Here is a 13,017-nt window from a genome sequence, read left to right on the forward strand (position 1 = left end):
ATTTAAGAACTAATAAACTTATTTCATTAGCCCATATATAGTGGATAGAAACTCTCATTTACTACAATGCCCTTGCCTGTAACCTTTACCATTTCAGGCAGGGGCATTATTAATTATTTTTCATATCAAGTTGTTAAATTAAGCTCCAACTATTTATATTTTGAATATCTATTATAACATATTAAAACCACTGAATTATTTGACTTTTCACATCTAAAGTTTTAGTATATAAAAGCAAGATAATCAAATTTTTAATAAGGAGGTACCTTGATATGTTAGGCAACTTAGGTGAAAAAATAGAGGAAAAGGCAATGATTAGTTTCTTAAAACGATTCGATGCCAATCCTTTTAAAGTAAAATTTAAAGATAATGAATATATAATTGGCGAAGGGGAACCTCTTTTTACAGTAGATATGAAAGAACCGATTCCCGCAAGCAAACTCATGACGAGTACATCCATTGCTCTCGGCGAAGCATACATGGACGGCAATTTGGAAATTGAAGGCGATTTATACTTCGCGTTGAACCATTTTCTCGGTCAGATGGATCAATTCTCCACGGCCGGTGACGTACTCACGAAATTGACACATAATCCGCTTACCAAGAAGCATCAGGCCGAAGAAGTGCAGAGCCACTACGATATCGGCAACGATTTCTACTCTCTTTGGCTCGATGAAACCATGCAATATTCCTGTGCTTACTTCGAAAATGAGAATACGACTCTTTACGAAGCTCAGATGAATAAAATCCATCGTATTTTGGAAAAATTGTATTTAAAAGAAGGCATGCGCCTCTTAGATATCGGCTGCGGCTGGGGCTATTTACTCCTCGAAGCGGCTAAAAAGTATAAAATCAAAGGCACCGGCATTACGCTCAGCCATGAACAGTATGAAAAATTCCAGGAACGCATTAAGGAAAATCATTTGGAAGATTACCTCGAAGTTAAACTCATGGACTACCGTGATTTGCCTAAATCGGGCTTAACATTCGACCGTGTTGTCAGCGTCGGCATGGTAGAACATGTAGGTCGTGAAAACTATCAATTATTCAACGACTGTGTAGACTCCGTCCTCGTCCAAGGCGGTGTCTTCCTCCTTCATTTCATCAGCGGCATGGATGAAAAACCGGGCGATGCTTGGATGAGCAAATACATCTTCCCGGGCGGTATGCTACCCAGCCTTCGCGAAATGATTTCCGATATGACGGACGATAAATTCCATATCTTAGACGTGGAAAACCTCCGCATGCACTACAATAAAACATTGTTGGAATGGGATAAAAACTTCCGTGCCCAATTGCCAACTATTCGCCAAAAATTCGACGAACGTTTCATTCGCATGTGGGATTTATACCTTAACGGCTGCGCCGCCGCTTTTGCTAACGGCATGATGGACTTACATCAGATTCTGGCTACTAAAGGTATCAACAACGACTTACCAATGACTCGTTGGTATTAATTAAACAGGCAATAACTATCTAAACTGAGCTAAACTTAATTCAATTTAACTAAAATTTAACCTGACACAATAAAACCCCGATTCATCAATCGATGAGTCGGGGTTTCTTTATATATTATATTCGTGCTGTTATTCCAGAAATGATATTAGCTATATTAGAAATCTCTTATTTATGAGACTCAATCATGCCCATAACTTCTTTATAGGTCGGATCATTATCGAAGTCAAAATCTACTTTTTCACCAACCTGCCAGCGAATCCAAACGGCATCGTCTTCCATGATTTCAACGCTCAAAGGCTTAAAGAGAATCGGCTGGTCTTTGGTAATACCCGGTTTGACCATGAAGAGGGTCTGCGTGGTTGTACTGCCGTCAGCAGCCGGTGCAATCACTTGGCTCACTTCGTCGACGAGACCGGCTTGGAGGAAACTCCAGTTAAGCACGGCACCACCGCCGAGCATCATTTTTTCGACGTGAAGCACATCTTTAATCTTTTCACAAGCAAGAGCCAAATCAACGGAATCCTTACCGCAAATTAAATAGCTGATGCCTTTTTGACGAAGGAAATCTTTATAACTATTCGGCGTATCTTCTGTTAAGATAGACACCACATGAGGCTTCATATCGCCATCTTCCGCCGTGTTATCCTGCCATGCCAATTTACCCTTACTGTCAATGGCAATCATGAACTGGCCCTTGGAAGCACCTTCAGCGATAAAGTCACCGGCCGGAACCTCAGGCCGCTTCATTCACCTGTGGCGTTTCATAATACGTAAAGTTATCATCAATTGTGGTACGGCCCAAAATAAGAGCTTGGTACTGATATTTCTGATGTTGCACTAAATCAAAGGAATCGCCTTCATCGGCAGCACTTGGGCGCCAAAGGTATTTCCCCATAATCTTACCGTCTAAACTTGTTTCCATGTGGCAAAAAATAAATGGTTTGTTCATCACACTGTTTCCTTTCCTTACTTTACACACGAATTATCAATGTCTATATCTATATTCTAACCCTTGAAGTTGACTTCAAGTCAAGCAATAAAAAAACTCTGCCGTAATTTACGACAGAGTCTATATTTTAATTAAAACAAAATCAACTATTTAGTTATCTCACGACTCGGCATTCCTTACTGCCAAACTATCCGGCAACACATATAAGCAAGCCTGAACCGAATTAACTTACAGCCACGCCCAAGCCGCTGCTATCACGAGCGTCGGTAGCATATTGGCAATGCGGAACCGTTTATTTAAAAGCAAGCTGACACCGATTAAAAAGATCATCAACGAGCCTGTGAGCGATATATTACTGAGTGCTTGATCCGTTAACCACGGTGCGATGAAAAACGCCAATAAGGTAACGAGCCCCTGCACCACACCGACCGGAATGGCAGCATAGATACAACCTCGTCCCATAGTGGTCGTCATAATCATAACTATAATTGCGTCCATCATAGATTTTGCCAAAAGAATCGACGGATCGCCTGTAGCATCCTTAATAGAGCCTATAATCGACATAGCACCGATACAAACCGTAAACGAAGCGGCTAAAAAGCCTTGCGTAAAACTGCCTTCGCCTTCTTTTTTACTTTTCACGCGTAACCACGCGCCAAACTCCTCTAATTTCTTATCTAAATTTGACATTGATGTACGTCCTTTTAAGTGAATTTTTGATAAAAGTGTTTTAAAATGAATTTTTGTTTTTTGGGTGCTGTGATTGAGGGGAACTAACCTCACAATCGGTTACAGTACATGCATTATGAAATCTCTTAGCGATTAATTTGGCTTAAAATTTCCTGCATCTGTTTTTCGAGCGCTTCGATACGTTTAGTTTTAGCTTCATTATCCGCTTTGCTAGCTTCATTGTCGGCTTTAACTGCACTGATTTCCGCTTGCTGGCTAGAGATTACGGAGACTAAATCAGTTTTGGAGTAGTTAGAGTATTCACTACCCTTACCGAATTTAATGCTCACACCGGCGTTAAACATGTTTTCACCGCCGCCCATGCTGGTTCCTACGGAGAATAACAAATCATTCGTCGGACGATAGAATGCACCGATAGCTACTGCATTGGCCGATTTATAGTTGCCATACCCGGCCGCAAAATCCCACTTAGCAGTCGGATCATAATCTTGCGGATGTAAAGCAGCTAATGCGGCGGCACCGGCACCGACACGATTAATTCGATTATCCAATTTATTAACTTGGCTATTCAAGCTGGTTACGTTGTTGGTAATGTTGCTTACTTCATTGGAAATGGAGGTAATATTATTACTATTCTGCGTAATCTGAGTCGTATTGGCCGCTACTTGGCTATCCAACGCAGTCAAGTTTTCTCCTGCAGATTTAGATTGTTTAACATAAGTGCCATCTTTGGCTACACGGGTTTCGTTGTAAACGGTACCGCCATTAACAACACCTTTATTATCTGCAACTACCTTGCCATCGGTGTTAACTTTGAGTTGGTATTCTACACCATTAAATTCATTTACGCCTTCAGCTTTTTCAATCGTAATGGTATTGTCACCATCAAAGTTAGCTACACTATTACGAGTATTAATAGAATTGGCTAAATCAGATATTTCTACACTGCCTGTAATAAAGTCCTTACCATTCGAATCTTTAATAGCTAAGGATAATTTATTGTCTTTGTAACTCAAAGCATTGTTACTTTCTTGTAAGCCTGTGCCGGCAGCATCTACGGCTGCTTTAAGTTGAGCCACGTTAACAGCATCAGTATCATTTGTGCCGGCTGCTACATTAGTAATTTGACGAGTTATTCCCGCTTCACTGTCGCCTACGGAAACAGCAGCAGCATTTGATTGCCATGTAGAAGTTATCTTATTCTTTTCCGATACAGCGGATGTGTAAGCTGTATTAGCAGTATTCATAACAGTTTCAGATGTCTTCATTGCTGTTTCAGCTTCATCCAACGCGGTCTTCGCGGCATCCATTTGTTGTTTATATAATGCTTGTTCATCTGGTCCCGCTTCTGCCAAGTGGTAATATTGAACTAACTGAGTATATTCTTCACTCTTTGTCAGATAATCATTGAATTTACCTTCATAATCAGTTTTTACCGTTGAAAAAGCCAATTCTAAATCGGGTATACTGCTATTTAATTCGGCAAACCAATCTTCTTTGCCGACAAAGGCAACAATAGCCCCTTCACTCTCAAAAACCTTACCGATAGTCGGGTTATACCCAAGTACCCCTTTGTCGACAGAAGCAACAGCATTGCTACCGAGGGCAACGCCACCATCATGCTGTACATCCGTATTATAACCGATCATGACGGCATTGCTAATGTTTTCCGTATGAGTCTTTACTGGTATTTTTACTTTTGTCGCATAAGGAACAGAGGCACCAGGAATACCTGTCTCTAGAGTAAATAATTGTGTCGTAACTCCATCCCTTGCTTCCATTGCCCCGAGAATAATGTTATTACTCCCTCCAGACAATGTATGGTAATCACCGATGACAACATCTGTCGTCTCATCACTCAGTTTATTGCCGGTCCCCATGACAGAAACATGATTCACATTAGTGCCGGTATTTTTATAACCTGCAATGGTGTTGTAATCACTTACCGCATTTTCAGTCCCCTTCAAAATATTATCCGATCCAATGATAGAGGATCTTCTAGCATAATCCAATTTGTTGCTATTTCCCATAGCAGAAACAGATCCGCCATAAAGAGAAGCAAAGTCACTAAATATCTCGGACATATGGTCTGAGTATCCATCATTCGTACTGCCATGTTCCATAAACTCTAGAAAACGGAAATCACGAACAATATCAAAACTATCTATGTTTTCTATATCAACCATACTACCATAGGAATTCGTCACCCAGTTCCCTGTGCCCCAAACCATAGAATTTGACGAAATATCAACCTTGTTCATAGTACCGAAAGCCCCATTTTCCATAGTGAGCCCAGAGTCTAAACCAGTAATTTTATTATCAACACCATAAATGGTTGACCAGTTAGCATTTTGTGTGCTAACAGAATTGAATCCCGTAACAGTGCCATAGACCCCTAAGCTAATGGCCCTATTTCCGACTACAGTGCTTCCGGATACGCCCTGTGCATAATTACCAACGACAGTCATACTCAATCCTCTAACAGCATTATATACAGTCTTCTTTTCTTCCGGTGTTAAGGAACCAATAATAATTGAATCATTAAAATCAGATTTTGTCTGATTATCGCCGATAACAATACCGTTAGTCGGAGCGATAAAAGTATTATTATTACCAATAACAGTCAACGACTCCCACGCTTTAGGCCAACTAGTTGTACGATTAATAATATTACCATTACCAATAGTTAAATCTGTAATATTTTCATCTCTATCCTTATGCGTTCTATTGGTAACTTTATTATTATTGCCTACCACAGTCTGACTTTTACTGTTGGTAACCGTATTTCCATCACCAATAACCGTAGAATTATCAGACTCTGATACCGTATTAGCTGTTCCCGTGTCATTATTAATAACAAGTGGATCTGCTGCAAAAACCTGTCCCCCTAATAACAAACTCAATAAAACAGCACTGCTCAACGATGTTTTAATCACATGACGACCATTTTTCTTGATTTTCATACCCAATACTACTCTCAAAATACGTCCACTAACTAACGTTTTGAAAACAGTTGAATTGATTATTACCCATCCCAATCAATTCATCACCACTTCATCTATATCTAAATACTATCATATTTGTCCCCCCCGCAAGACACCTATTCCTTGCTTTTATCACTGTTTCTCATAAAACATAAATCGACAGTTAAAAATTATATTTCAAATACGTCCGTTAAAATTTCATTAATTCTTTATTTTAATCACAATTCATCGCATTAAACACAAAAAGACCATAGTGTAACAACATTATGGTCTCTTCATAAATTTTATCAATAAATAAATATTCTATTATTTAGTTTATCCTTTGATTGCCCTGGTTTTAGCAATCATTTCACGAGCCACTTCAACGGCATCGCCTACGATACCGTAGTCGCACACTTTAAAAATGGATGCTTCCGGATCGTTATTAATGGCTACAATCATATCAGAACCGGTAATGCCGGCCGTATGCTGAATGGCACCGGAGATACCGAAGGCCAAGTACAATTTAGGCGCTACCGTTTTACCGGTCTGACCTACCTGACGACTCAACGGATACCAACCTTTTTCAACAATCGGACGGGTTACACCGAGTACACCGCCGAGGGCATCTGCCAATTCTTCCAAAATCTTGAAGTTTTCAGGAGAACCCATACCGCGACCGCCGGCCACGATGATTTCCGCTTCTTCGATATTAACATCGTTCATGTCCACCTTAATCATTTCTACGAAACGATTGCGAATGTCCGCATCAGTGAGCTGAACTTCAACCTGGTTGATATGACCTTGACGACCTTCTTGGCGTTCCGGCATTTTAAACACGTTCGGACGAACGGAGCCCATTTGCGGACGATGTTCCGGACAGATAATTTCCGCCAAAATGTTACCGCCCAAAGCAGGACGTGTCCATTCAACGAGGCCGTCGGATGTGCTTACGGACAAAATCGTACAGTCGGCTACAACGCCGTTTTTCATACGACCGGAAATGCGCGGTGCCAAATCGCGACCGTCATTGGTAGCGCCGATAAGGATAACATTCGGTTTATCCTTGGCAAAGAAATCGGTAATAACCTTGGTATAACCGTCGGTATTGTATCGAGCCAACAAAGGATGTTCAAATACGTGAACGTAATCACTGCCGTATTCCACGAGGCTCTGGGCTTCCGATGCTACGTTGGCACCGAGAAGCAAGGTATGAACATCTTCATGCAACTGATCCGCTATGAGGCGGGCCTGACCAATTAATTCGTATGTGACTTTGCGCACCTGACCGTCGAAGCAGTCAGCAATGACATAGACACCTTTGTATTCTTCAAACACCGTAATTCCTCCTTAGCTATCAGATAAGTTCTTTTTGTTTTAACACATCCATAACCATTGCCACGGATTCCGAAACCGCACCGGTGAGCATGGTGCCGGCGGAGCGCATAGGTGGGCTATATACTTTGCGTACACGTGTTGGCGAGCCCTGTAAGCCGAGGCGTTTAGGGTCTGTCGTCATGTCTTTAACTGTGATTGTTTTCACATCATATTGCGTAGCGCGAATGGAGTTGTGGAGCGTTGGATAGCGTGGTTCGTTAAGCGCTTTTACCGCCGTAAGAAGCATCGGCATTTCCGTATCCAATACTTCGAAACCTTCTTCGTGTTCACGTTTCGTACGAACGATATTGTCGTTCACTTCAATATCGCACACGTAAGTTACCTGAGGAATGCCCAATTCTTCCGCAATCTGCGGACCTACTTGCGCCGTATCGCCGTCGATAGCCTGTTTACCACAGAAAATCATGTCGAACGGTTTGCCCTGGTCTTCCTGCACTTTAGCAATAGCGCAAGCGATAGTGTAGCTGGTTGCCAAGGTATCGGCACCGGCAAAGGCACGGTCCGTAATGAGGTACGCGTCATCGGCGCCCATGGAGATACATTCTTTTAACGCCAACGTTGCTTGTGGCGGCCCCATGGTAATCACGGAAACCCGTGTACCCGGATATTTATCTTTAACGTCGAGCGCTGCTTCCAATGCATTCATGTCAAACGGATTTACAATACTTGGCAGGCCGGTACGAATTAAAGTGTTCGTTTCCGGATCGAGCTTGATTTCAGACGTATCCGGCACTTGCTTGATACATACGAGTAATTCCATAGTCAGCCTCCCTATTAGCCTTGACGAAATTCAATACCCTTAGTGTCGTCCGGGTATTCCCATTTAGTTACAATCGTTTTGCCGCACAAAACTCGACAAGTTCCACATTCTACGCAACCGGCGTAGTCAAATGCCAAGGTACCGTCGTCGTTTAAGGTATATAAACCGGCCGGGCAGGCATTGACGAGTTTCATTTTTTCCTTCATATCCGGATAATCATGAATGATTTCAATGTGCGGATGACCTTCGTTTACGTAATATTTATTAACGCCTAATTTTTCTTCTAAGTTTATCATAGGGCACGACCTCCTTTAAGAGCATCTATAGCCAAGTTAACAAGGCCTACACCGGTAGCCCGTTTCAATAATTTAGGAACAAGCGGTTTCGCGCCGTCACCGTTAACGGTGAATACATCGGACATGATGCCGTTGACCATACCCGGATATTTCTGGAAAATTCGCGGATTGTTGAGGAAGTCAGGGAAGTGACGATAGGTTTTCAAATCTTTACCTACGAAGCTATACTCAATCATAATATCGTAATAACGTAACGCGCCGGCAGAGTAATCGCCCAAGCATTTCGCTTTAATAATCGCATCGGCTGCGTACATACCGGACGCAATGGCAAAATCCATGCCGCGTACGGTGTAGCCCATGTTGATACAGAAACCGGCCGCATCACCGACGATGATAAAGCCGTCACCGCTCAAGGTTGTCACCATTTTATAACCGGCTTCCGGAACCATGTGACCGCTGCGTTCAAGGAGTTTGCCGCCTTTTAACAAACGAGCCACAGTCGGATAGGCCATGAATTCATTCATCATATCTTCGATGGTAGCGTCCGATTCACCGATGTGTTCAAGACCTACTACCACGCCGATGGAAAGGCTGTTTTTATTGGTATAGATAAAACCGCCGCCCATGAGACCATGCGTAATATCGCCCATGAAAAGCCAAGATAAACCGTCATTTCCGTCAAGACCGAGGCGTTCTTCCAACACGCCTTTATTAAAGCTGTATACTTCTTTGGCACCAACGGCTACTTCAGCGGCTGTAATCGGAGCACGTAATCCGGCTCTTTCAGCCAATAAGGAGTTAACGCCGTCAGCCAAAACAACCACATCGGCACGCAAAGTATCGTTACCGCAACGAATGCCAACCACTTTGCCGTTTTCCTTAATAAGGTCGCTGACCTGAATCCGATTTACCACAACCGCACCGGCTTTTTCAGCCTGATCAACCAGCCATTTATCAAAAACGCCGCGCAATACCACATAGGATTCGTCTTTTGGCTGAGCCGGTTCCGCTTCATATTCAACGGTCGTTGCTTTGCCGCCTTCCAAGATGGAGATACGCTCCTTCGTTACTTTACGTTCTAACGGAGCCGTTTTTCTAAAATCAGGGATTAACTCTTCTAACGAATGCGTATAAATACGACCACCCGTCATATTTTTAGCGCCCCCATAACTCCCTCGTTCAACCAATAGCACTTTCACGCCCGCTTTGGCCATTCGGTAAGCAGCTGCCGCACCTGCTAAGCCACCGCCTACAACAATTGCATCAAATTGTTCCATGCTGTTCTCCTTGTGTAATATACTGTATATTTTATACATTGAAAAACAAAAAACAGTTACGTCCCACCTCGGCCTTTTACGACCCACTGTAGGTAAACACAGCTTAGAATTTTGCAAAATACCATATCGATATTTTACTTTATACTCATTATTATATATATTCTAAGTGAATTTATAAAATACCTCTTTTGCATTGTAAAATATATTCTATATATTAAAATGACTCCCAAATGAGTGACTATTCAAATTAAATAGATTATATATGTTAAAAACGTTTTACTTTGAACATATTCCTGATTGAAAAAAGAAAATGACGGTGTATTTCGACGGATATAGGACTATGCGAATAAAATATATGTCGCTCAAAATCAATCAAAATTGCTCAAGGCACGAGTCGTATGTCGGCAATAAAAAAGCAGTCACACAGTAATGTACTGTATGACTGCTTTAATTTATATTCTGATACTCTTAAATCGACCAGAAGGAATCATGGAATATGATTTTACGGTATGTTTCGAAACGGAGCCATTTATCATGCCATGCACCATCGTGCTGCAACGCATCATCGGAAGATTCAGCAATGAACTGTTTTATATCATCCGCCGAATTTACCTGAATCGCAAAACCGCGGCCGTTCACAACCGGTACGTCGTTGTACACGTATTCAGACAACGGTACGATATTCACCAATTTACCGTCGCGCACTTCGATAGCCACTTTATCACGGACAACCAAGATATCAAAGTTAGCCGGATAGTTGTAGCTGGCACCGGCAAGCGATAAGCTGTCGCCTATATTAAAGGTCGTGCGGTTAGGACGGATCTTATCTACTTTGAGGCCTTCCACATTGTAGTAGAATTCGTCAAATACGTCACCGTGCGCTTTCAAGCCATTGCCTTCAAAGCTATGCTGTTCCGCTGTAGTCCCTACAGCTTCTACAACGCCGCAAGCAGAGGTCATATTGCTTACACGGTTGATAAGAATCAACTCACCTAATGTCTTATGACGACGGAATTCATCCATAACCACCGGGGTCTGGAAATGCAAGGTACAAAGAGCAATGCTGTTTTTGCCAAGTTCAGCGGCCGGCAAATGTTCCCCGCTGTTTACATCGATTTGGTACTGAATGTCCGTCACCGTAGCCGCCACCTGTTTGGTGCCGAGGCTTACGAGGTATTCGTTGCCCACTTCAAGCGGTTCGTCATCTATATATAATAGATAAGATATATATGTATTTGGCTCATCAATCATTTATCTTTTCAAACTGCTTTGTATAAGCCTGTTATTTATTAAAAATTTGCAAAAAAATAAACATTGAAGAACGCATTTCCTCAATGTTTATTTTCTTTTTATTCAGTTGTATGTATGTTAATTGTATTGCTACTAATATTGTGTGTTGTTTAAATTCAAGTCTTATAAATTACGTTTAGCCCATGCTTCGACAGTTGCTTTTGATTCCGCTGCTTCTGCGCCATGAATAGCTAAGCCTTCACCGACTTCGGCACCGACGCAATATTTACGTAGTGCCACCGGACTGCCACCGATACCACTACCTTCATGTGTCATAAGCGAAAATACTTTTTTACCGATAAAATCTAAGCCTTTGAGCTGCGTAAATACAGCCATAGGGTATGTGCCCCACCAACATGGTCCGGCCACTACGATTGAATCATAGTCAGCCACTGAATCCAATTGTTCAATCAGTTCAGGAAATACCTGATTCTTAATTTCTTCCTTTGCCTCTTCGGTGCATTTACGATAATCTTCCGCATAGGTTTTCTTAGTTTTCACTTCAAAAAGATCGGATCCCACCGCATCGCGAATAAATTCAGCCACAATTTCTGTATTTCCTTTAGGCAAGTTCTTAATGGATCCATTCACGTAATTTTGACCTTTACGAGAATAGTAAATCACTAATGTTTTTCCCATTTACCTCACTCCATTTTTTCTCTCTCAATATATTATTACTATTATAGTGTTTGTTTTTTAGTAATTACAAAGTGTTGATCACGTTCAGAGATTTTCCATTCACCGTTTACGCATACTAATTTATCAGTATAACGGATATAGTTGTCGGAAACAACGTCATGACCGTCTTCTTCAGTTACAAGTGCAGCACGGCAGTAGTGAACATCAACAGCTGTATCACCATCAATTGTGATTACTTGCTGACCATTCATATGATGAGTTGCTTTAATTCCGCCGGTAAAAGCACTGAACTGTTTTTCGAGTTCATCACGACCTTTAATATCCATTACCAATTTACCGCCCATATGCACCATTACGTGCGCATCTTCGGTAAAATATTTCATTTGTGCCGGTACATCGATTTCTAAGGTTGAAAACATATCAATTACTTCACGGATTGCTTCTTTTGCTTCTAAAATTTCTAATGACATAATATTGTCTCCTTTCGTACATTCCCCTTGAGTATTTAAGTGTTAATAGTGTGTCTTATGTTTGTCGTGAATTCATATTGAATTATTTCGATTATTTAATTATAGCGGGTTCTGATTAAATTTTCTAATTGTAAAGTTTAATTATTGATAAAAGTATTTTATTAAAGGGAAGATAGGTATAAAAAAACACCCCGGAGGGGGTGGAGAGAGATTATCTTATTTAGAGTTTTAATGGGCTAGAGGGAGAAAGCTCTATTTATGTAGCGCGTGACCGCGTTGCTTTGCTCGCTACTCTAGATGTTAATTAGTATGCGCTGAGGACTACGCACCTGTTCAGCGACTACCTATGTGTTCCCGTCTGTGGATTCTTCTTCGAAGAATCTTACGCCGGGAACTACGCGATTCACTCAAGTTTGTGCGTCACTTCGTTCCTTCAAACTTGGTTCTCTGCGTATCCCAGCTCCGCTTCCTCGTTGTGCTTCTAAGATAGTGAATACTTGTACAAGATTGGCTGGAAGCTCTCAGAGTCCGGTGTCATTTGCGACTACCTTATCTGTTCGACAGCTGTGGATTCTTCTTCGAAGAATCTTACGCTGCGAACTAAACGATTCACACAAGTTTGTGCGTCGCGTTGCTCCTTCAAACTTGGTTCTCTGTTTATTCCACGCCGCTTATTCTACCTTGTACTTCCTGCATACCTCTACAATATTGGCTGGAAGCAGACCTGATGAGGCACGTAGTGTCTCATCAGTAAAAAAAGACGGCCATACCATTCGGTATGACCGTCTTTTCTTATTAATCAGCGACTACCTATCCTCCCAGGCCGC

At 41.7% G+C, this 13,017-nt stretch carries 12 protein-coding genes; 1 reads left to right on the forward strand and 11 read right to left on the reverse strand.

The window, feature by feature from the left end; all coding sequences use genetic code 11:
* Positions 1-272: 272 nt before the first annotated feature.
* Entirely contained in the window at positions 273-1,457 is a 1,185-nt protein-coding gene (locus EO126_RS06805) for an SAM-dependent methyltransferase (RefSeq protein ID WP_127008128.1), read from the forward strand.
* A gap of 166 nt (positions 1,458-1,623) precedes the next feature.
* On the opposite strand, the gene EO126_RS06810 is transcribed toward EO126_RS06805, so the two are convergent.
* From EO126_RS06810 to EO126_RS06855, 11 genes are all read right to left on the reverse strand, one after another.
* The gene (locus EO126_RS06810; RefSeq protein ID WP_225723635.1) at positions 1,624-2,205 is read right to left on the reverse strand and encodes a dihydrofolate reductase family protein; all 582 of its coding nucleotides are present in this window, start codon (positions 2,203-2,205) and stop codon (positions 1,624-1,626) included.
* Complete coding sequence (locus EO126_RS10950) at positions 2,192-2,407, reverse strand: hypothetical protein (RefSeq protein WP_240631452.1); 216 nt, start codon at positions 2,405-2,407, stop codon at positions 2,192-2,194. Before EO126_RS10950 ends, EO126_RS06810 begins: the two co-directional genes overlap by 14 nt.
* A gap of 228 nt (positions 2,408-2,635) precedes the next feature.
* On the reverse strand, positions 2,636-3,097 hold the full coding sequence (locus tag EO126_RS06815; protein WP_006555886.1) for a DUF554 domain-containing protein: 462 nt from the start codon (positions 3,095-3,097) through the stop codon (positions 2,636-2,638).
* A 125-nt stretch (positions 3,098-3,222) separates the two neighbouring features.
* The gene (locus EO126_RS06820) at positions 3,223-6,060 is read right to left on the reverse strand and encodes a YadA-like family protein (RefSeq protein ID WP_127008129.1); all 2,838 of its coding nucleotides are present in this window, start codon (positions 6,058-6,060) and stop codon (positions 3,223-3,225) included.
* A 336-nt stretch (positions 6,061-6,396) separates the two neighbouring features.
* Positions 6,397-7,404 (reverse strand): electron transfer flavoprotein subunit alpha/FixB family protein, encoded by a 1,008-nt coding sequence (locus tag EO126_RS06825; RefSeq protein WP_040771075.1) that lies wholly within the window; start codon positions 7,402-7,404, stop codon positions 6,397-6,399.
* Between the two features lie 13 nt (positions 7,405-7,417).
* Entirely contained in the window at positions 7,418-8,218 is an 801-nt protein-coding gene (locus EO126_RS06830; protein WP_127008131.1) for an electron transfer flavoprotein subunit beta/FixA family protein, read from the reverse strand.
* Positions 8,219-8,232: 14 nt separating this feature from the next.
* Positions 8,233-8,514, reverse strand: a complete 282-nt coding sequence (locus EO126_RS06835; RefSeq protein ID WP_127008133.1) for a ferredoxin family protein — start codon at positions 8,512-8,514, stop codon at positions 8,233-8,235.
* The gene (locus EO126_RS06840) at positions 8,511-9,791 is read right to left on the reverse strand and encodes an FAD-dependent oxidoreductase (RefSeq protein ID WP_127008135.1); all 1,281 of its coding nucleotides are present in this window, start codon (positions 9,789-9,791) and stop codon (positions 8,511-8,513) included. The genes EO126_RS06835 and EO126_RS06840 overlap by 4 nt, the downstream gene beginning before the upstream one ends.
* Before the next feature lie 468 nt (positions 9,792-10,259).
* Positions 10,260-11,042: an elongation factor 1-alpha C-terminal domain-related protein gene (locus EO126_RS06845; RefSeq protein WP_006555879.1), complete on the reverse strand. Its 783-nt coding sequence runs from the start codon at positions 11,040-11,042 to the stop codon at positions 10,260-10,262.
* Between the two features lie 162 nt (positions 11,043-11,204).
* On the reverse strand, positions 11,205-11,720 hold the full coding sequence (locus EO126_RS06850; protein WP_006555878.1) for a flavodoxin: 516 nt from the start codon (positions 11,718-11,720) through the stop codon (positions 11,205-11,207).
* 41 nt (positions 11,721-11,761) lie between these two features.
* A complete protein-coding gene (locus EO126_RS06855) occupies positions 11,762-12,190 on the reverse strand; it encodes a nuclear transport factor 2 family protein (protein WP_127008137.1) in 429 nt (142 codons plus the stop codon).
* Positions 12,191-13,017: the final 827 nt, after the last annotated feature.

The sequence above is a fragment of the Veillonella seminalis genome (assembly GCF_003992065.1).
Taxonomy (GTDB): domain Bacteria; phylum Bacillota; class Negativicutes; order Veillonellales; family Veillonellaceae; genus Veillonella_A; species Veillonella_A seminalis.

Excerpts from the sequence above, each read along its gene's own strand:
- EO126_RS06805 (WP_127008128.1), top strand. The coding sequence starts at position 273 with ATGTTAGGCAACTTAGGTGAAAAAATAGAGGAAAAGGCAATGATTAGT.
- EO126_RS06810 (WP_225723635.1), bottom strand. The coding sequence starts at position 2,205 with ATGAAGCGGCCTGAGGTTCCGGCCGGTGACTTTATCGCTGAAGGTGCT.
- EO126_RS10950 (WP_240631452.1), bottom strand. The coding sequence starts at position 2,407 with ATGAACAAACCATTTATTTTTTGCCACATGGAAACAAGTTTAGACGGT.
- EO126_RS06815 (WP_006555886.1), bottom strand. The coding sequence starts at position 3,097 with ATGTCAAATTTAGATAAGAAATTAGAGGAGTTTGGCGCGTGGTTACGC.
- EO126_RS06820 (WP_127008129.1), bottom strand. The coding sequence starts at position 6,060 with ATGAAAATCAAGAAAAATGGTCGTCATGTGATTAAAACATCGTTGAGC.
- EO126_RS06830 (WP_127008131.1), bottom strand. The coding sequence starts at position 8,218 with ATGGAATTACTCGTATGTATCAAGCAAGTGCCGGATACGTCTGAAATC.
- EO126_RS06835 (WP_127008133.1), bottom strand. The coding sequence starts at position 8,514 with ATGATAAACTTAGAAGAAAAATTAGGCGTTAATAAATATTACGTAAAC.
- EO126_RS06840 (WP_127008135.1), bottom strand. The coding sequence starts at position 9,791 with ATGGAACAATTTGATGCAATTGTTGTAGGCGGTGGCTTAGCAGGTGCG.
- EO126_RS06845 (WP_006555879.1), bottom strand. The coding sequence starts at position 11,042 with ATGATTGATGAGCCAAATACATATATATCTTATCTATTATATATAGAT.
- EO126_RS06850 (WP_006555878.1), bottom strand. The coding sequence starts at position 11,720 with ATGGGAAAAACATTAGTGATTTACTATTCTCGTAAAGGTCAAAATTAC.
- EO126_RS06855 (WP_127008137.1), bottom strand. The coding sequence starts at position 12,190 with ATGTCATTAGAAATTTTAGAAGCAAAAGAAGCAATCCGTGAAGTAATT.